This window comes from Ruegeria atlantica, from assembly GCF_013032005.1.
GTDB lineage: Bacteria > Pseudomonadota > Alphaproteobacteria > Rhodobacterales > Rhodobacteraceae > Ruegeria > Ruegeria atlantica_A.
On record NZ_WQBE01000002.1, the window covers coordinates 42,090 to 59,345 of the forward strand.

Sequence of the window (17,256 nt, forward strand, 5' to 3'; positions counted from 1 at the left end):
TCCCTCAGTTTGCTGCGTGCAAACGCCAAGGTCTTCGGTCGGTGGACGGCAAGTTTTCTGGTTTTCCCTTGGCGCGTTTCCCGTCATGTCGACCGCGAGTCTTCTGGTAAGAGCTTACACGATCATCAAAATTTCGCAAAATCCACGCAATTCTTGGGGTTTTACTGCCAAAAACGAAAAAATCGGGCAATTAATCCTGTAACGGCGCCCCACGGGTTTTACGACTGCCCGCCGCGCGCAACCGGTCCTTGAGGGTTGGCGTCCAGGTGGATTGACCTTCTTTGTTTTCCAGCGTCTCGACTAGATCGGCATCCAACCGGAACGTGGCGCGCATCGACACCAACCCGTCAACAACGTTCATCACTTGATCCGTAGGATCAATGGCTAGTTTCCCGGTCAGGCGCACCGGCTCATGCGTATAGGCGGGTGTCCAGCCGTTGCGCAATTTCACCCGGATCATCTGGTTCGGCGCGGGCGGTGGCAGGTGACTGCACATGCCGGGCTTAGGCACCAGATAGGCCACCGATTGGCCATCTTCATCCGATGGCGCAGGAATGGCATAACCCATCAGGGTCACCGTCTGACCGTCAAGACCCGGATTGCCGCTTGTGTTGGCTCTGTTTCGGCGCTCGGACACGTATTCGCGCTGGGACAGCAGCCAGTCGACGTCAATCTGGTCGGCGGCAAGGGCATCTTCGGTTTCCATCAGAAGTGTTTGCCATTTCTGGCGGTCTTCCGCGCTGCCGACGTCTTGCTGCAACCTGCCGCGCAGGCGGACCGCGAATAACAGATCATCAAATTGCTCGGGGGTAAGCGCGCGAAACGGGTCGTCATAGGTCTGGACCGACGGGTCCGGCAGCGCGGCCCAATCCAACGCAGCACCTGGCCCGGCCGAAACCGGGCCGATGAAACCCAGCAATGCCAGCGGTATAATCTTTAGCCAGGCCGTCATCTGCATTCTCCGCCCGAAACCCGAAATGCCCCCGTACCTTAGCGGCCTGTACCACCCCAGGTCCATGCCGGCATCATCACGAATTCAGCAGGGCGGCAGACCGCCAACCCGGTTCGGTTTCGCTTTCCTTTGGGCGCAATCTCATGTATGCGCGCGATATCTGAGACGTTGTGCCCTGACCCTGGCACTCAGACGAAAGTTAAAATGGGGTCGGCGGCAATGGGGCCGCCATGCAAACGGGAGACCCGGAGGGCCGGGAGTGCTCCCATCTAGGATACGCATATGTTTGATGTAACAAAGAAATCTATGCAGTGGGGCGAAGAGACGCTGACACTGGAAACCGGCAAAGTTGCCCGTCAGGCGGACGGCAGCGTGATTGCCACGCTGGGCGAGACCAGCGTTATGGCAAACGTGACCTTTGCGCGGGCACAAAAACCCGGTCAGGACTTTTTCCCGCTGACCGTGCATTATCAGGAAAAATACTATGCCGCCGGTAAGGTTCCGGGTGGCTTCTTCAAGCGCGAGGCGCGCCCGACCGAGAAAGAGACGCTGACCGCGCGTCTGATCGACCGTCCGATCCGCCCGCTGTTTGTTGACGGCTTCAAAAACGAAGTTCTGGTGATGTGCACCGTGCTAAGCCACGATCTGGTCAACGACCCCGACATCGTCGCGATGATCGCTGCGTCGGCTGCGCTGACCATTTCCGGTGCGCCGTTCCGTGGCCCGATCGCCGGTGCCCGTGTTGGGTTTGAGGATGGCGAATACGTCCTGAACCCGACCGTGGACGATATGCAGGACCTGCGCCTGAACCCCGAACAGCGTCTTGACCTGGTTGTTGCCGGCACCAAAGACGCCGTGATGATGGTGGAATCGGAAGCCTACGAGCTGTCCGAAGCGGAAATGCTGGGCGCGGTTAACTTTGCGCATGAGCAGATCCAGCCGGTCATCGACCTGATCATCTCGCTGGCTGAAGAGGCCGCGAAAGAGCCGTTCGATTTCCAGGCGCCGGATTACTCCGAACTGTCAGCTGCCGTTAAGGCCGCCGGTGAAGAGCAGATGCGCGCCGCATTCGCAATCACCGACAAGCAGGAGCGCACGGCTGCTGTTGCCGCTGCCCGTGAAGCGATCAAGGAAGCACTGACCGAGGAACAGCTGGAAGACGGCAACCTCGGTTCCGCGATGAAAAAGCTGGAAGCAGGTATTCTTCGCGGCGACGTCGTCAAAGGCGGCAAGCGGATCGATGGTCGCTCGACCACCGATATCCGTTCGATCGTTGCGGAAACCTCGATGCTGCCGCGTACGCACGGTTCCGCCCTGTTCACCCGTGGTGAGACACAGGCGCTGGCCGTGACCACGCTGGGCACCGGCGACGACGAACAGTTCATCGACGCGCTGCATGGCAACTTCAAATCGAACTTCCTGCTGCACTACAACTTCCCTCCGTATTCGGTAGGTGAAGTTGGCCGCGTTGGTGGCCCCGGCCGTCGTGAGATCGGCCACGGCAAGCTGGCTTGGCGCGCCCTGCAGGCGGTACTGCCTGCGGCGACCGACTTCCCCTACACGATCCGCATCGTGTCGGAGATCACTGAATCCAACGGCTCCAGCTCGATGGCGTCGGTCTGCGGCGGCTCGCTGTCGATGATGGATGCGGGCGTTCCGCTGAAAGCCCCGGTTGCCGGTGTGGCCATGGGTCTGATCCTGGAAGATGACGGCGACTATGCCATCCTGTCCGACATTCTGGGTGACGAAGACCACCTGGGCGACATGGACTTCAAGGTTGCGGGTACCGAAAACGGCATCACCTCGCTGCAGATGGACATCAAGGTTGCGGGCATCACGCCCGAGATCATGGAGAAAGCCCTGGCGCAAGCCAAGGACGGCCGGATGCACATCCTGGGTGAGATGGGCAAAGCCCTGTCCGAGACCAACGAATTCTCGGTCCACGCCCCACGCATCGAGACCATGAACATCCCGACCGACAAGATCCGCGAAGTGATCGGCTCGGGCGGTAAGGTCATCCGCGAAATCGTCGAAGTGTCGGGCGCCAAGGTCGACATCAACGACGATGGCGTCATCAAGATCGCCTCGCCCGACGGTGAATCTATCCAGAAGGCCTATGACATGATCCATTCGATCGTCGCTGAGCCGGAAGAAGGCCAGATCTACACCGGCAAAGTGGTCAAGATCGTCGACTTTGGTGCCTTTGTGAACTTCTTTGGCAAGCGCGACGGTCTGGTCCACGTGTCCCAGATCGAAAACCGCCGCCTGAACCATCCGTCAGATGTTCTGAAGGAAGGTCAGGAAGTGAAAGTCAAGCTGCTGGGCTTTGACGATCGCGGCAAGGTGCGCCTGTCGATGAAAGTGGTCGATCAGGAAACCGGTGAAGAGATCGTTCCCGAGAAGAAAGAGAAGAAAGAGGAAAGCGCAGAGTAATCTGCCTTTCTATTCCGAACAGGAAAGACCCCGGTTTCAGCCGGGGTTTTTTTTTGTTTGGGTTGCCCTTGAAACGTCCTCGAACCATGGCGACAGTTAAAGAGTTCTTCTGTGAGGCAATGCAATGATCCTGGAAATTCGTCATTACACGCTGAAACCCGGCCTCCGGGAGGAATTTATTGCGTTTTTTGAAAAGCATAACCGCTCTGCTCTGCGCGATGCAGGCATGCTTGTTTTTGGGCCACTCCGCGATCTGGAGGATGCCAACAAAGTACACTGGATGCGCGCTTTCCCCTCTTTGGAAGCAAGAGAGCGGATAAAGAATGACTTCTACGAAGGGCCAGTCTGGCACGAGCAGATCGAGCCCATCGCAATGTCAATGATTGCCCATTACGAGGCAGAACTGACCGAGACAACCAACGGGTTCGAGACATTCAAAGGCGCTCGAACACTCGATATGTAGTGAGAACTGCGCCGCAATTCGGGTTTTGGACAAATGCGGCGCTGCTCGACAATCAGTGCGCCACCCCTGTCGGCCCGTGCTTCATGACATGCCACTGACCGTAGCTGTCGTTCAGGTCCAGTTTGATCGCCGCGTCTGCCTTGGTCGACGCGCTGCCGATCTCGGCCAGGGTGAATTCGATACCGCCGGGGATATCGATCCGTACGCGATGCGGGCCACCGCCATGCGGTGCCTGAATCGGTTCGCCGGAAGATTTCAGCACATCCCCGATGGTGACCTGGGCCGTACGCCCGTCCATGTCCATCTCAAAATCAATCGGCACATACAGAGTCTCGTGAACGTTGTCGCACATCGTACGGAAAACGTGCCAGTGGGTCGCCATTTCCTCGGTCTCTTCGCCGTGAAAGACCTTTTCCAATGCGGCGCGTTGGGCGTCCGAGGCACTTGGATCGATGATCACCTGCATCTCACCGCCGCCCTCGAAAATGGGACCCGGCCAGGCATAGATAAGAGCAGCCTTCGTACCACTTAGATCCGTGTCGCCAAAATGCCCCTTTGAAACTTCCAACACTTCAAACCCGCGGCAATGGCCATGGGTTGGCAATTCTTCGAACTGGCAAGGGCATGCATACCCGCAGTTGCAGTTCCCAAAAGCATCGCCTTCAATGTACCAATCAGTAAAACCCATCGTCTTCTCCTGTTATGCACAGTCTGAAAATCCCGACGTCGTTGGTCGCATGCCTGTAGATTATTCCCCAGATAACACCCTACCACAAATTGGTTGCGTTCAGAACCGTAAGGCCCAAATGCCCCTGTTTCGTTGAAATTGCGGCGTAAACCTTGGTTTAAACCCGCCTGTTTCAACCAAAATCCAATCGCAGCAGCCGGAGGCCATCCCCAGTTCGATCGCATCGACGCAATGCACAAAAGGAGATGCGATATGGAAACCTTCAAGATGCTGACACTGACCGGCCTGATCGTAACTGCCCCGGCCCTGGCTCTGGCCAACGTAGGGCTTGGCGACAAACTGGGAACCAACGAGGCCGAAATCCGGTCGACCCTAGAGGCGCAGGGGTACCAGATCGAAGAGATCGAATTCGAAGATGGTGAGATCGAGGTTGAACTCAGCAAGGATGGCGTGGAAACTGAACTGGTCCTGACCGAAACGGATGGCGAGGTGACCGCCATCGAAATCGAAAACGACGACGACTGACCGCGCGATATCAAAGGAGCGCCATGAAGCTCTCACAGACGTCTTTACTCTGGCTCCTTCTGGTGGTGCAGGCCCTCTGCGCCGCCTTTTTCTTGACCGACGCAATCCTGGATTGGACCGGAGGTGAAAGTGCCGGGTTCCGCCATCTGCACGGGTTTGAACTGGTCCTGTCGCTGGCTCTGATGGGGGGACTGGCTGCAACCATTACCCTGATACGCACCCAAAACCGACGCGTGCGCGAAATGCAGCGCCAGCTTGGTGTGGCGCAGGGTGCCTTTGCCCAAATCATCGATAACCAGTTCAGCGAATGGCAACTCAGCGACGCTGAACGTGACGTCGCGCTGCTGTCCATCAAAGGGCTGTCCATCGCAGAAATCGCCGAACTCAGGCAGACCAAAGAAGGGACGATCAAGGCACAAAGCGCAGCGATCTATCGTAAGGCAGATGTCACGGGGCGGCTTCAACTGCTCAGTTTCTTTGTCGAAGAGCTTTTGACCGCTCCGCTGATAAACGAGCCCAAAGCGCCCAAGCCCAGAAAAGATCAAATCTGAAATTCAAGGCGGATTTATTCACTCACACCGTGCAAATAACCTGTGACTCAACGTGAAGCTCCCGCGCCTTCTTTTCGCGTCTCAATTGCCCACATGTGCCTTGTACCCAATTCGGAACAAAGGACATGGTTATGGTTTCTCGTCTCATTCTCGCCTCGGCGGCCCTGACGGTCAGCGCGTCGGCACTGGCTGCCCAAAGCCTGACTGATGGCCTTTATATTCAGGGCTTCGCAGGCTACAGCCAATTGCAAGACAGCGACTTCGGCGGCACGGTCAACGGATCGCCACAATCCGTGGACACCGATTTTGACGCGGGCTATGGGCTGGGTATCGCCGTTGGCAAGGAAATTCCACAATGGTCTAATGACCGCATCGGCACCCGGGTCGAACTGGAATTGTCCTACCGCGACAACGACGTGGACGGCGTCAATTTCTCGGGCAACGGGCCAGGGAACGAGGGGAATACATCGGGCGATATCACGCAGACCTCGCTGTTTGGCAATGTGCTGTTCGACATCAAGCAAAGCAGCGCTTTCACACCCTATGTGGGTCTGGGTCTTGGCGTAACCTATTCCGATATCGACATCTCTTACGGGCCGGGCGTGCGGCTGGACGACAGTGAGACGAACTTTGCAGCCCAAGTCATCGCCGGCGTGGCTTATGAGGTCAACGAAACCACTGCATTAACCCTCGATACCCGCTATTCTCGTGCCTTCGACGTCTCAACCAACCGCGTGGCACCCAACGGAGCCTCCACCGGCTCTGTCGAAGACGATATCGACACGTTCAGTGTCAATGTCGGACTGCGCTACGGGTTCTGAGTGCGCACGGGGGCAGAGTTTCTATCCGGTTCCTCTTCCCCCGCATGGTCCCGTGTTCTATGCACGGGATCATGCGATCTTTTATCATCCATATGTCCTCTAGCACCGCCCGGCGACCCAATGCCGACGAGCTGTGCGCCGATCTGCCAAATGCCGAACTGTTCGAGGCCGTGAATGGCCGTGATCCTGAACAGATCGCCGGTGTTCAGCTTCATCCCGGCAATCTGCACCGCCCGCATTACCCCTTTCCCCTCCGTCCGGCTGAAATCGGCGTGTTCGAAAGCCATCGCCGCATCTGGCGCAAGCTGGTCGATGAAGAAATTGATCTGGCCATCATCACCGAAGATGACCTGCGTATCGACCCCGCCCGCATGGCCGAGACGCTAGAGGTTCTGGCCCCGGTCGCCACACCCGACCATTATATCCGCATTCCGGTAAAGCAGCGCGAGGTCTCGGTTCAGACTCTGGCCGAACAGAACGGGCTTCGGCTGATCCTGCCCAAGGTGATCGGGTTGCAATGCGTCTGTCAGATGGTGGGTCGACACGCGGCCAAACGATTGCTTGCCGCCACCGAACAGATTGACCGCCCGGTAGATACCTTCATGCAAATGCACTGGCTGACCGGCCAACCCATCCACGCCCTGCTGGGCAGTGGCAATCAAGAGGTGGCGCGCGAAATCGGTGGGTCGACCATCCAAACCAAACCGCCACTGTCGGATAAACTGACCCGCGAATTCAAACGCGCAGCTTATCGGGCAAAGCTGCACCTGCACCCGCAGCGCCCGCGTACTTCATCTGGCTGAAGATACCTTCGGGGGAAGTACGCCGTTAGGCGCGAGGGGGGCAGACAGCCCCTCAGACCCGGTGCCGCCTTACGACGGCGCCTTGGTCTTGCGCAGATAGGGAAAGATCGTTTCGAACTCGCCGAACTTTTCTTTCGCTTCGTCGTTGGACACGGCGGGAGGGATGATCACGTCTTCACCCGGCACCCAGTTGGCAGGCGTCGCAACGCCCTTGGCCGACATCTGCAATCCGTCCAGCGCGCGCAGAATCTCGGCAAAGTTCCGGCCCACGGTCATCGGATAGGTCATCGAAAGTTTCAGCTGCTTGTCCGGCCCGATTATAAAGACCGAGCGCACCGTGGCGCTGTCTGCAGGCGTGCGACCGTCGGGCAGATACGCCTCGGCTGGCAGCATGTCGAACGCCTTGGACACCGCCAGCCCGTCATCGGCGATGATCGGAAAGCCGGGGTTGGCGTTGCCGTAAGCCTCGATGTCTTTTTTCCACTTCTTGTGATCCTCGACCCCGTCGACCGACACGCCCAGAACCTTGGTATTGCGAGCCGCCCATTCGTCATTCAGCTGCGCCACAGCCGAAAACTCGGTGGTGCAAACAGGAGTAAAATCTTTGGGGTGCGAAAACAGGATCGCCCAGCTGTCACCGATCCAATCATGGAACTGAATGGTGCCCTGATCCGTCTCTGCAGTGAAGTTCGGAACCGTATCATTGATGCGCAAACCCAAGGCGAATCTCCTTTATTGTGAAAAACCCGAGTCGGTTGCCGTAAACCTAAACACTTTGCGCGATTGTTAAACCACATAAGGGCGTCAAATAATTTGATCAAATTTTTCCTTGCCGTGCCCTTGCCCCGGTGACAGAGTGGCCGCGATTCCCGGCTTCGGGCTATTGGCACAGGAGGATGCGCCATGATCGAAAAACGCGATTTCTATATCAACGGTCAGTGGGTCGCCCCCTCGGCGGCCAATGACTTTCACGTGATCAACCCCTCGTCCGAGGAACCCTGCGCGGTGATCTCGTTGGGCGCGCAGGCCGATACGGATGCCGCCGTCGCTGCGGCCAAGGCGGCTCTGCCCAGCTGGATGGCCACTCCGGTTGCGGAACGGATCGCGCTGGTGGAAAAACTTGTCGAGGTCTATCAAACCCGCTCGGAAGATCTGGCGCAGGCTATGTCGCTTGAGATGGGCGCGCCGCTGGATATGTCACGCAGTTCGCAAGCAGGCGCGGGCATCTATCACCTCAAGAACTTCATCCGCGCCGCAAAGGATTTCCCGTTCGAACGCCCGTTGGGCGATCATGCCCCCAATGACCGCATCATTCACGAGGCCGTAGGCGTTGCGGCCCTGATCACACCGTGGAACTGGCCGATGAACCAGATCACGCTCAAAGTCGGTGCTGCGGCGATTGCGGGTTGCACAATGGTGCTGAAGCCATCCGAGCAAAGCCCGCTGAACGCGATGATTTTTGCCGAGATGATGGACGCCGCAGGCTTTCCGCCCGGCGTGTTCAATCTGGTGAATGGCGATGGGGCGGGCGTCGGCTCGCAACTTTCGGCACACCCAGATGTGGATATGGTCAGCTTTACCGGATCGACCCGTGCCGGAACCGCGATTTCCAAGGCTGCGGCCGAAACGCTGAAGAAAGTGCATCTGGAACTGGGCGGCAAAGGCGCGAACGTGATCTTTGCCGATGCCGATGAAAAGGCCGTTAAACGCGGTGTGCTGCACATGATGAACAACACCGGCCAAAGCTGCAACGCGCCCAGCCGCATGCTGGTCCAGCGCCCAATCTATGATCAGGCGGTGGAGATTGCGGCAGAGGTAGCCAACAAAGTCACCGTTGGTCCCGCGCTTGAGGAAGGTCGCCATATCGGCCCTGTGGTGAACGAGGTGCAATGGACCAAGATTCAGGATCTGATCCAACAGGGCATTGATGAGGGCGCGCGTCTGGTTGCTGGTGGCACCGGTCGACCCGAGGGTCTGAACAAAGGGTACTACGTCCGCCCCACCGTCTTTGCCGACGCCAATAATCAGATGACTATCGCGCGTGAAGAAATCTTTGGCCCGGTCCTGACCATGATGCCCTTCGACACCGAAGAAGATGCCATCGAGATCGCCAATGACACGCCTTATGGTCTGACAAACTATGTTCAGACACAGGACCCCGCGCGCGCCAATCGTATGGCGCGGGTGCTGCGGTCGGGCATGGTTGAAATGAATGGCCAGTCACGCAGCGCCGGATCGCCTTTTGGCGGGATGAAGCAATCCGGCAACGGGCGCGAAGGTGGCGTTTGGGGTTTGGAGGACTTTTTGGAAGTCAAATCCGTCGGCGGCTGGGCAGCCGAGTAAACAGACTTGGAATAATCCAATTGTGAGGCACCTTGCGGTGCCTCGCTCTGTTTTCAGGCATCCGCCTGCGCGGCCTCATAAGCCAGCATCGCGCGTTTGACCGGCAGGCCCCAATGGTAGCCGCCCAAACCGCCGGATTTCCGCAGCGCCCGGTGGCAGGGGATCAGCCAGCTGACCGGATTGCGCCCCACCGCTGTACCGACCGCACGCACCGCTTGCGGAGACCCTACCCGCTGCGCGATCTCGGAATAGGTGGTGACCTGGCCTGATGGGATGTGCATCAAAGCCTCCCAAACTTTGATCTGCAGGGGTGAGCCGATCAGGTAGAGCGGTGTCGGCTCCAACCGATCACTGACCGATCCAAACGCGCTCAGTACCCAGGGGCGCAGGCGCATAGGGTCCTCGACAAAGTCCGCCTGTGGCCAGCGCGACAGCATATCCTCCATCGCGTCTTCTTCACCGGTCTCGGCGCCGAAGGCCATGCCGCAAATGCCTTTGTCGGTACCCATCACCAGCGCCGGACCAAAGGGGCTTTCGAACCAGCCCCAATAGATCGTCAGCCCTGCGCCTTTGCGGGCGTATTCGCCGGGGCTCATGGATTCCCATTTCAGGAACAAATCGTGCAGGCGGCCAGAGCCGGACAGACCCACATTGTGGGCGGTCTCCAGCGTCGTGAACCGTTCGCGCAACAGCGCCTTAGCGTGACCCAAAGTCAGGTATTGCTGGTACCGTTTCGGTGACACGCCGGTCCAGCGCGAGAACAGGCGTTGGAAATGCGCCGGGCTCATGTCCATCTGGCGGGCCAGCTCATCCAGGCTGAGGGGCTCTCCGCCCTGATCAATCAACTCGATCGCGCGTCGCATGACGTTGTAGTGATAGCCGCTTTCAGGAGTCTGGACGTTCATGTCTTTCACCTCATTATCTGGGGTAAACCATAGCGCGCAGGCCACGTCCAAGCGACCCGGAACTTGCGCATTGGCTTTGGGCTTGTGTCACGGGCCAGCGGGCGGCATTAAGGCCCAGATGGCAAAGCAACTCGATTATCATACGATCCGCGAGATCTTTACGCGTTTCCATGACGCCGACCCCGAACCCAAGGGCGAGTTGGAGCACGTCAACGTCTACACCTTGGTCGTTGCTGTGGCGCTGTCTGCGCAGGCGACGGACGCGGGCGTCAACAAAGCCACACGCGCGTTGTTCAAGGTTGCCGACACGCCGCAAAAGATGCTGGATCTTGGCGAAGACGGCCTGATCGAACACATCAAAACCATCGGTCTTTTTCGACAAAAGGCCAAGAACGTCATCAAGCTCAGCCGTATTCTGGTCGAAGACTATGGCGGCGAAGTACCCAATTCCCGTGCGGCCTTGCAATCACTGCCGGGGGTGGGGCGCAAGACGGCGAATGTGGTGCTGAACATGTGGTGGCGCTATCCGGCGCAGGCGGTGGACACCCATATCTTTCGTGTCGGCAATCGCAGCGGCATCTGCCCGGGCAAAAACGTGGACGCGGTCGAGCGTGCCATCGAAGACAACATTCCGACCGATTTCCAGCTGCATGCACATCACTGGCTGATCCTGCATGGCCGCTATCACTGTAAGGCGCGCAAACCCATGTGCGGCACCTGTATCATCCGCGATCTCTGCGAATTTGAGGACAAGAACCTATGAAAACCTACCAGCTTGTTGGCATCGGAAACGCCGTTGTGGACGTGATTTCCCAGGCCGATGACAGTTTCCTGGAACTTATGGGCATCGAAAAAGGCATCATGCAGCTGATCGAACAGGAACGCGGCGAGGTACTGTATGCCTCGATGGAAGGTCGGGTTCAGACGCCGGGCGGGTCTGTGGCAAATACTATCGCCGGGGCCGGCGCACTGGGGCTGGATGCCGCGTTTATCGGACGAGTGCATGATGACGCGTTGGGCCGGTTCTATGCGGATGCGATGAACGAGGATGGCGTGGATTTCGTGAACCCGCCGGTGCCGGGTGGCGAACTGCCGACCTCGCGCTCAATGATCTTTGTCTCGCCAGATGGGGAACGGTCGATGAACACCTATTTGGGGATTTCTTCCGAGCTGTCCTCAGCAGACGTCTCAAGCGACGTGGCGGGCAACAGCCAGCTTATGTTCCTTGAAGGGTATCTGTTCGACAAGGAAAAGGGCAAAGCGGCGTTTCTTGAGGCTGCGCGAAACTGTCACAAAGGCGGCGGAATGGCGGGCATCGCCATCTCGGACCCGTTCTGCGTGGAACGTCACAGGGTCGATTTCCTGCTGCTGATCGAGAACGAGCTGGATTTCGTCATCGGCAACGAGGCCGAGATCAAGTCGCTATTCGAAACCGACGATCTGGAAGAAGCGCTAGCAAAGACCGCCGCGATCTGCCCTCTGGTTGTGTGTACCCGGTCGGGTGACGGGGTAACGGTTCTGTATGACGGCCAACGCACCGATGTTCCGGTGGAAAAGGTGGTGCCGGTGGACGCGACCGGCGCGGGCGACCAGTTTGCCGCCGGGTTCCTGTATGGCATGGCCACCGGTCGCGATTATGAGACCTGCGCCCGCATCGGCAATGTCTGCGCCCGCGAAGTGATCAGCCATATCGGCCCAAGGCCCGAAGCAAATATGCAGGAACTGCTACGCGCCGCAGGCTTGCTGTAAAAAGTCAGGGCCGGACAGAGGGCATCGCATGAAAATAGCTGCGCTGACGATGGTGTACCGCGACTATGAAATGCTGGCGCGCTGGTGCGATTATTACGGCGACATGCTGGGCCGCGAAAACCTTTTTATCGTCTCTCATGGTGCCGACCCACGGCACCGTGAGATTGCCCAAGGGTGCAACTGCATCACTGTCCCAAGGGAGCCCGTTCCGAATTTCGACACGTGGCGGTTCGAAATGCTGCATCGCTTCGTTCAGTTTCTGTCCAGTTCTTATGATTGGGTCATTCGCACGGATTCGGATGAGTTCATTGTCGCGGACAGGGCATATGGAACCGTGCCCGAGATCCTGCAGCGTCAGGAGGTTCCGTTCGCCTTTGCCCTCGGCCTTGAGGTTTTCCAACACGAAAGCGAAAAGGAACTGACGCCAGACCCTATCACCACCCAGCGGCGCTATGGTCTGGTTCTTGCCAGGTATTCCAAGGCGTTTGCGGTACGAAATGGCATGCGGCTGGAAAACCATGGGGTTCACATAAACCCTCGAGGATCATCTTCCTACACTGTAAACATGCCTGAAGGGCTGTATCTGCTGCACATGCGGATGTGTTCGAACGCCGTGCATCAGGCCCATCGTAATCGAAAAATCATGATGAAGAACGCGCCGCGCTCGTGGAAGAATCTGGACAAGTGGGAACGGATTATTCTTGACCACATTGCTTTGGGTCAGGTCGATGATAGCGATGCTCATCTCAGTCACGTCCGGAACGTTCAAAGCAATCGCCACAGACCAGCCTGGTATCGGCGCGGTATCCTTGTGCCTGTTGCGACACCCGACATGAACCGCGTCGTGGAACTCCCGCAGGGTATTCTCGGCCAGGTGTGATCGGAAGATCGTGCTATGAACCGGCCGCGTCGTTCAGCCGCCAATCGTAATCATACGCCCTGACCCGCTGTGTTTGCTGCAATCGGACCCGCAAGTCGGGATCGGCGACCGTTCGAATATAGGACAGCACGGCCTGTTCATTTGGTCCAAAATCTTCGCGAAACCAGATGTAGATTTTTGACAGGACAGGCCTCCCGTGATCATTGAACCGCACCCCGCGCGGATCATTGACATAGGCACGCTCGGCCGCGGCAAAGTCCTGCTCCAAGGTCTCGGCCTGCCAAGCGCGGCTCATCAGATTGGGACAACCCACGGCCGCGCAGTTCAACGCATAGTGGATGCGGGGCTCATCATATGTGGGTCGGATGATGCGATGCTCGATATCGTTCAAGGTCAGCGTCTGCCCCGCCACCTCAACCAGAGGCCAGTTCCAGGGGCCGATCGACAGCGGCCCGTCTTTAATGTCGCGGATTGAGGCGACGGGATAGTTATCAAGAACCACATCCACCGTCACCGCATTATAGAGATTGATCCAATAGGCCAGCTGCTGATCGCGGGTCAGTTGCATCGGATCCACGGCTTGCAAATCGGTCAGATAACCATCCAGCCGCGCCCGGTCGGCCTGCGTCACCTGCCCATAAGCCAGCCGATTTACACCTTGCGCATCCGGCGCGACATAACGGGACAGGAAAGCCGTCCAATCACCGTGATCAACCCGTTGTCCGGGCAGTGGCGCGTAGCTGGTCAAGGTCTGCCCCGGCAAGGTCTCAGGCGCGGGCAGCGCCAAACGCTCGACACTGGCGCAAGCGGCCAGCAAGGGCAGCAGTAGGATTAGCAGGTATCTCATGACGCGTCCTTCCGAATCTGGCGCAGGGCCCGCATCTGACCCTTGAGCCGCTTCAGCGGGGCAAGCGAGGGGTCGCCAAGCTCGGGCAGATCCGGCCCACCAGACAGACGCGGCACGGCGGCGTTCCACCAGCTTGGGCCGGTCGGGCCTTCGATCTGGTCCGGGCTGGCCAGATGCATATCGCGCTGCGCATTGTGTACACACATCGACAGCGGTCCGTTGGCCGTCGCGACCATGAACACGCATGAGGCGCAGCGATCCTCCTCAAGCGCATCCGCCGCCATGAAGTTATGGATGAACACGGCCTGCCGCCGCACCGGGCCGCGCAGCAGCCCTGATCCCAGACGCACCACGCTTAACGCCAGATGACCAAGCGCCCGCAAGGCCAGAAGCGGGTGCCGCCAGATCATGCGCCGCAGTTTGGGGCGGATGCGGATATGCGCGTCCTGTTTGTCGTCCACGCCCTCAAGCGCGGCGATCACCCGATGCACCAGCCGCCGGTTCGACAGCAACGAGACCGCGCGCCCTCCGGCGGTGACCACACTGGCATAACGATTGCATTTGGAATGCCCAATGGCAGCAGTGTCGAAATGCAGCGGCGTGCCGTAGCCTGCTTCGATCGCGCGCGTCACACTGTCCTGCGTGATCGCATCGGGCCGCACGCGCAGTACACCGCGCCCGGTATCGGCCTGCATCTGGAACGACACAAAAGCAACCTCGGGGCGGTCACGCAGAAACCGGGCCAATTTCGGTATCTCGCCGAAATTGCCGCCAAACACGGTGGTATTGAACAGGATACGCAACCCCAACCCGCGCGCGCGGCGGATGTAGGCGCGGCGCACGGTGTTCAGTTCGACCTCGGTGCTGAACCCTTTTCGTTCCTGGGTCAGGTCGACGTGAAAGGCGACATCATCCAACCCTGCCGCTGCCAGCCGCGTCAGAAAAGCCCGGCTGGCGCGGATACCGTTGGTCATCAGGCAGGACCGCATGCCCAGACGGCGGATCTCGCGGCACAGGGCCTCAAGATCCTCGACCTTGCGCAGGGTCGGGTCACCGCCCGTCAGTTGTACCGAGACACCTTTGCCATAGTGGCTGCGGATCGTGGCGAGCCGTGCAAACAGAACCGAAAGCGGTGGGTCAAAGGTCATCTCGGCCCGGTCCGAGAGGTAGCATAGCGTGCAATCCAGATTGCAGTGCTGGGTGACCTCAAGCGCGACGCAGGCGATGGGGTAAAACCGCCCCGCTGTCTGTCCCGCACCAAATTCACCGCAACTTAGCAAACCACCACGCAAGGGGGCACGACGGTCGGTGCCTGTGAACTTGCGTCCGGCGGGGACAATGGCGGGCTGGGGATGCGCGGTGTCTTTCATACGCATCAAGCTAGAGAGGGCTCGGACATGCGGCCACGCCCTCTCACGCCAACGTGCGGGCCGGTGAACGATCAGCCGCAGCAGCCACCGGATTGTTTCACTTCGGTCGCCGACGGAGCCTCGTTCACATTCGCACCCCGACCCAGCCAGGTGCGTTCGGCCAGATAGAAATCGGTGAAGCGGTCGTGAAAGTCGTCGGACACGGATTTCTGCGGAATGCCCGTGGCCTGTAGGGCCCGCTGCCACGCTTTCACCTTGGGATAATCGGCCAGCATGTCGTGCCCACTGTAATCGGCGACAATCGCAGCGCGGTGCAACAAGGGCAGCCATGCCATATCGACATTGCCCAGCGTTTCACCTGCAAAGAACGGACCATCGCCCAGTTGTTTTTCCGCCTTGGCAAAGGCGGCGTTCAATTTGGTCACGCGTTCACCAAATACCGCGCTGTCCGCACTTTGCATGGTGCTGCACTGAACCAGATAGTGTTTGCTGGCCTGATAGCTCCACGCTCGGTTCAAGGCGCGCTGTTCGGGCGTCAGATCGGGTTGCAGCGGGGTAGCGACTTCATCAAGATATTCAGCGATTGCGTCTGACTCGAACAGCGGCGTGCCGCCTTCGGTCACCAGCACGGGCACCTGGCCTGTGGGCGACAGCTCAAGAAACCAATCAGGCTTGTCGCTGAGGCTGATGAAGTCGATTTGATAGGGCATCTGCTTGGCCTCAAGCAACGCCGTGACGCGCTGAACGAAAGGGCAAATTTTAAAGCTGATGATACGGATCATTGGTCTTTCCTTTTGGTTGCTTCACCTGTCAGACGAAGCCCACGCCAAAAAGACGACGATCAGATCAACATTTTCTGCAATTGCTGGATTTTTCCTGCACGTCCGAGATGTTTCCCCGCACATCCATCGAAATATTGCAGCAGTCTTCAAACGCCTTGCGCAGCTCGGACCGACCTTTTTGAACGCGTGACTTGAGGGTCGAATAGGACAGCCCATGCGCCTGTGCATAATCGCGTTGTGACATGCCATTGATGTCTATGGCCATCAACATATCTGCGGTCTCGGCGGGCAGACCCCGAATGAAGGGTTCGACACAGCCTTCAAGATCCTGACGGGTTTCGGGATCATCGCGATGATACCACAGGTCATCCGGATGCGCCTGCGCACGGCCCGCTTTGCGATAGTGGTCAATGATAGTGCGATCCGCCGTCTGAAACAGCCACGGCTGCAGCTTGGCCGGATCTTTCAAATCAGGCAGGCCGGTGAAGACCTTGACCGAAATCTCTTGCAGCAGGTCATCCACATCCGCCGCATTGGACACGCGCGAATGCAAAAACGCCTTTAGACGAGCGCGATATTTCGGCCAAATATCTTCGATCTGCATGCTGGTTTATGACAGGTAATCGGCGAACGCGTCCACCACCTGCTCATAGACCTCACGCTTGAAAGGCACGATTTCCGCGATCAGCTTGCCGGGGTCTTGCCATTTCCAGCGGGTGAATTCCGGGTGCTCGGTTGCGATATTGATCTGATCGTCGCGGCCGGTAAAGCGCAGCAGGAACCATTTCTGTTCCTGCCCGCGAAAACGGCCTTTCCAGATATTGGGCACAATCTCATGCGGCAGGTCATAAGGAAGCCAGCCATCGGTCTCGGCCACCACCTTGACCAGATCAGCGGTCACGCCTGTTTCTTCCCATAGCTCACGCAAGGCAGCATCGCGGGGGTTCTCACCCTTGTCCACCCCACCCTGTGGCATCTGCCACGCGTCCTTATGGCGGTCATTACGCTGGCCGACAAAAATCTTGCCGTCGGCATTCATCAGCATCAACCCGACGCAGGGGCGATAGGGCAGTTTAGCGATTTCTTCGGGGGTCATGCGTGGCCTCATGGGGATGTTCAGGCAACCTCTAACAAGCGCCGCGAG

The 17,256-nt window shown here is 58.5% G+C and carries 19 protein-coding genes; 10 read left to right on the forward strand and 9 right to left on the reverse strand.

From position 1 onward, the window contains the following. Positions 1 to 190: 190 nt before the first annotated feature. Positions 191 to 952 carry a DUF3299 domain-containing protein gene (locus GOX21_RS06010; protein ID WP_170376189.1) on the reverse strand — a complete coding sequence of 254 codons (762 nt, stop codon included), beginning with the start codon at positions 950 to 952 and terminating at the stop codon, positions 191 to 193. 282 nt (positions 953 to 1,234) lie between these two features. Here GOX21_RS06010 and pnp point away from each other — a divergent pair, with 282 nt between their 5' ends. Next, positions 1,235 to 3,385, forward strand: coding sequence for a polyribonucleotide nucleotidyltransferase (gene pnp, locus GOX21_RS06015; RefSeq protein ID WP_170376191.1), 2,151 nt, complete (start codon positions 1,235 to 1,237; stop codon positions 3,383 to 3,385). A 124-nt stretch (positions 3,386 to 3,509) separates the two neighbouring features. Beyond that, the gene (locus GOX21_RS06020; RefSeq protein ID WP_170360736.1) at positions 3,510 to 3,848 is read left to right on the forward strand and encodes an NIPSNAP family protein; all 339 of its coding nucleotides are present in this window, start codon (positions 3,510 to 3,512) and stop codon (positions 3,846 to 3,848) included. Positions 3,849 to 3,900: 52 nt separating this feature from the next. Here GOX21_RS06020 and GOX21_RS06025 read toward each other — a convergent pair whose 3' ends face one another. Continuing rightward, complete coding sequence (locus GOX21_RS06025; protein ID WP_170360738.1) at positions 3,901 to 4,536, reverse strand: DUF1326 domain-containing protein; 636 nt, start codon at positions 4,534 to 4,536, stop codon at positions 3,901 to 3,903. Between the two features lie 252 nt (positions 4,537 to 4,788). On the opposite strand from GOX21_RS06025, the gene GOX21_RS06030 reads away from it, so the two are divergent. The 4 genes from GOX21_RS06030 to GOX21_RS06045 all read left to right on the forward strand — a co-directional run bounded on the left by GOX21_RS06030 (position 4,789) and on the right by GOX21_RS06045 (position 7,236). Beyond that, the gene (locus GOX21_RS06030) at positions 4,789 to 5,061 is read left to right on the forward strand and encodes a PepSY domain-containing protein (RefSeq protein WP_170376193.1); all 273 of its coding nucleotides are present in this window, start codon (positions 4,789 to 4,791) and stop codon (positions 5,059 to 5,061) included. 23 nt (positions 5,062 to 5,084) lie between these two features. Next, positions 5,085 to 5,612, forward strand: a complete 528-nt coding sequence (locus GOX21_RS06035) for a helix-turn-helix transcriptional regulator (protein WP_170376195.1) — start codon at positions 5,085 to 5,087, stop codon at positions 5,610 to 5,612. Positions 5,613 to 5,743: 131 nt separating this feature from the next. Further along, a complete protein-coding gene (locus GOX21_RS06040; RefSeq protein WP_170376197.1) occupies positions 5,744 to 6,433 on the forward strand; it encodes an outer membrane protein in 690 nt (229 codons plus the stop codon). A gap of 71 nt (positions 6,434 to 6,504) precedes the next feature. Continuing rightward, positions 6,505 to 7,236 carry a glycosyltransferase family 25 protein gene (locus GOX21_RS06045; RefSeq protein WP_170376199.1) on the forward strand — a complete coding sequence of 244 codons (732 nt, stop codon included), beginning with the start codon at positions 6,505 to 6,507 and terminating at the stop codon, positions 7,234 to 7,236. Positions 7,237 to 7,305: 69 nt separating this feature from the next. On the opposite strand, the gene GOX21_RS06050 is transcribed toward GOX21_RS06045, so the two are convergent. Further along, positions 7,306 to 7,956: a peroxiredoxin gene (locus tag GOX21_RS06050; RefSeq protein ID WP_170360748.1), complete on the reverse strand. Its 651-nt coding sequence runs from the start codon at positions 7,954 to 7,956 to the stop codon at positions 7,306 to 7,308. A gap of 183 nt (positions 7,957 to 8,139) precedes the next feature. On the opposite strand from GOX21_RS06050, the gene GOX21_RS06055 reads away from it, so the two are divergent. Further along, positions 8,140 to 9,579 carry an aldehyde dehydrogenase family protein gene (locus tag GOX21_RS06055; protein ID WP_170376201.1) on the forward strand — a complete coding sequence of 480 codons (1,440 nt, stop codon included), beginning with the start codon at positions 8,140 to 8,142 and terminating at the stop codon, positions 9,577 to 9,579. A gap of 53 nt (positions 9,580 to 9,632) precedes the next feature. On the opposite strand, the gene GOX21_RS06060 is transcribed toward GOX21_RS06055, so the two are convergent. Next, entirely contained in the window at positions 9,633 to 10,484 is an 852-nt protein-coding gene (locus GOX21_RS06060; protein WP_170376203.1) for a methylated-DNA--[protein]-cysteine S-methyltransferase, read from the reverse strand. Positions 10,485 to 10,602: 118 nt separating this feature from the next. Here GOX21_RS06060 and nth point away from each other — a divergent pair, with 118 nt between their 5' ends. The 3 genes from nth to GOX21_RS06075 are packed head-to-tail and all read left to right on the forward strand — an operon-like array spanning position 10,603 to position 13,113. Next, a complete protein-coding gene (gene nth, locus GOX21_RS06065) occupies positions 10,603 to 11,247 on the forward strand; it encodes an endonuclease III (RefSeq protein WP_170349787.1) in 645 nt (214 codons plus the stop codon). Further along, positions 11,244 to 12,233, forward strand: a complete 990-nt coding sequence (locus GOX21_RS06070; RefSeq protein ID WP_170376205.1) for an adenosine kinase — start codon at positions 11,244 to 11,246, stop codon at positions 12,231 to 12,233. Before nth ends, GOX21_RS06070 begins: the two co-directional genes overlap by 4 nt. A 28-nt stretch (positions 12,234 to 12,261) precedes the next feature. Then, positions 12,262 to 13,113, forward strand: a complete 852-nt coding sequence (locus GOX21_RS06075; RefSeq protein WP_170376207.1) for a glycosyltransferase family 2 protein — start codon at positions 12,262 to 12,264, stop codon at positions 13,111 to 13,113. A 13-nt stretch (positions 13,114 to 13,126) separates the two neighbouring features. Here the strand turns inward: GOX21_RS06075 and GOX21_RS06080 are convergent, their stop codons facing one another. The 5 genes from GOX21_RS06080 to GOX21_RS06100 all read right to left on the reverse strand — a co-directional run bounded on the left by GOX21_RS06080 (position 13,127) and on the right by GOX21_RS06100 (position 17,208). After that, the gene (locus GOX21_RS06080) at positions 13,127 to 13,960 is read right to left on the reverse strand and encodes a DUF547 domain-containing protein (protein ID WP_170376209.1); all 834 of its coding nucleotides are present in this window, start codon (positions 13,958 to 13,960) and stop codon (positions 13,127 to 13,129) included. Beyond that, positions 13,957 to 15,330 (reverse strand): radical SAM protein, encoded by a 1,374-nt coding sequence (locus GOX21_RS06085; RefSeq protein WP_170376211.1) that lies wholly within the window; start codon positions 15,328 to 15,330, stop codon positions 13,957 to 13,959. The genes GOX21_RS06080 and GOX21_RS06085 overlap by 4 nt, the downstream gene beginning before the upstream one ends. Positions 15,331 to 15,401: 71 nt before the next feature. After that, the gene (locus GOX21_RS06090) at positions 15,402 to 16,112 is read right to left on the reverse strand and encodes a glutathione S-transferase family protein (RefSeq protein ID WP_170376213.1); all 711 of its coding nucleotides are present in this window, start codon (positions 16,110 to 16,112) and stop codon (positions 15,402 to 15,404) included. 64 nt (positions 16,113 to 16,176) lie between these two features. Beyond that, positions 16,177 to 16,716: an RNA polymerase sigma factor SigZ gene (gene sigZ / locus GOX21_RS06095; RefSeq protein ID WP_170376215.1), complete on the reverse strand. Its 540-nt coding sequence runs from the start codon at positions 16,714 to 16,716 to the stop codon at positions 16,177 to 16,179. A gap of 6 nt (positions 16,717 to 16,722) precedes the next feature. Next, on the reverse strand, positions 16,723 to 17,208 hold the full coding sequence (locus tag GOX21_RS06100; RefSeq protein WP_170376217.1) for an RNA pyrophosphohydrolase: 486 nt from the start codon (positions 17,206 to 17,208) through the stop codon (positions 16,723 to 16,725). Positions 17,209 to 17,256: the final 48 nt, after the last annotated feature.

Bases quoted from the DNA above. Each gene is read 5' to 3' on its own strand.
- GOX21_RS06010 (WP_170376189.1), bottom strand. From the start codon at position 952: ATGACGGCCTGGCTAAAGATTATACCGCTGGCATTGCTGGGTTTCATC.
- pnp (WP_170376191.1), top strand. From the start codon at position 1,235: ATGTTTGATGTAACAAAGAAATCTATGCAGTGGGGCGAAGAGACGCTG.
- GOX21_RS06020 (WP_170360736.1), top strand. From the start codon at position 3,510: ATGATCCTGGAAATTCGTCATTACACGCTGAAACCCGGCCTCCGGGAG.
- GOX21_RS06025 (WP_170360738.1), bottom strand. From the start codon at position 4,536: ATGGGTTTTACTGATTGGTACATTGAAGGCGATGCTTTTGGGAACTGC.
- GOX21_RS06030 (WP_170376193.1), top strand. From the start codon at position 4,789: ATGGAAACCTTCAAGATGCTGACACTGACCGGCCTGATCGTAACTGCC.
- GOX21_RS06035 (WP_170376195.1), top strand. From the start codon at position 5,085: ATGAAGCTCTCACAGACGTCTTTACTCTGGCTCCTTCTGGTGGTGCAG.
- GOX21_RS06040 (WP_170376197.1), top strand. From the start codon at position 5,744: ATGGTTTCTCGTCTCATTCTCGCCTCGGCGGCCCTGACGGTCAGCGCG.
- GOX21_RS06045 (WP_170376199.1), top strand. From the start codon at position 6,505: ATGCGATCTTTTATCATCCATATGTCCTCTAGCACCGCCCGGCGACCC.
- GOX21_RS06055 (WP_170376201.1), top strand. From the start codon at position 8,140: ATGATCGAAAAACGCGATTTCTATATCAACGGTCAGTGGGTCGCCCCC.
- GOX21_RS06060 (WP_170376203.1), bottom strand. From the start codon at position 10,484: ATGAACGTCCAGACTCCTGAAAGCGGCTATCACTACAACGTCATGCGA.
- nth (WP_170349787.1), top strand. From the start codon at position 10,603: ATGGCAAAGCAACTCGATTATCATACGATCCGCGAGATCTTTACGCGT.
- GOX21_RS06070 (WP_170376205.1), top strand. From the start codon at position 11,244: ATGAAAACCTACCAGCTTGTTGGCATCGGAAACGCCGTTGTGGACGTG.
- GOX21_RS06075 (WP_170376207.1), top strand. From the start codon at position 12,262: ATGAAAATAGCTGCGCTGACGATGGTGTACCGCGACTATGAAATGCTG.
- GOX21_RS06080 (WP_170376209.1), bottom strand. From the start codon at position 13,960: ATGAGATACCTGCTAATCCTACTGCTGCCCTTGCTGGCCGCTTGCGCC.
- GOX21_RS06085 (WP_170376211.1), bottom strand. From the start codon at position 15,330: ATGAAAGACACCGCGCATCCCCAGCCCGCCATTGTCCCCGCCGGACGC.
- GOX21_RS06090 (WP_170376213.1), bottom strand. From the start codon at position 16,112: ATGATCCGTATCATCAGCTTTAAAATTTGCCCTTTCGTTCAGCGCGTC.
- sigZ (WP_170376215.1), bottom strand. From the start codon at position 16,716: ATGCAGATCGAAGATATTTGGCCGAAATATCGCGCTCGTCTAAAGGCG.
- GOX21_RS06100 (WP_170376217.1), bottom strand. From the start codon at position 17,208: ATGACCCCCGAAGAAATCGCTAAACTGCCCTATCGCCCCTGCGTCGGG.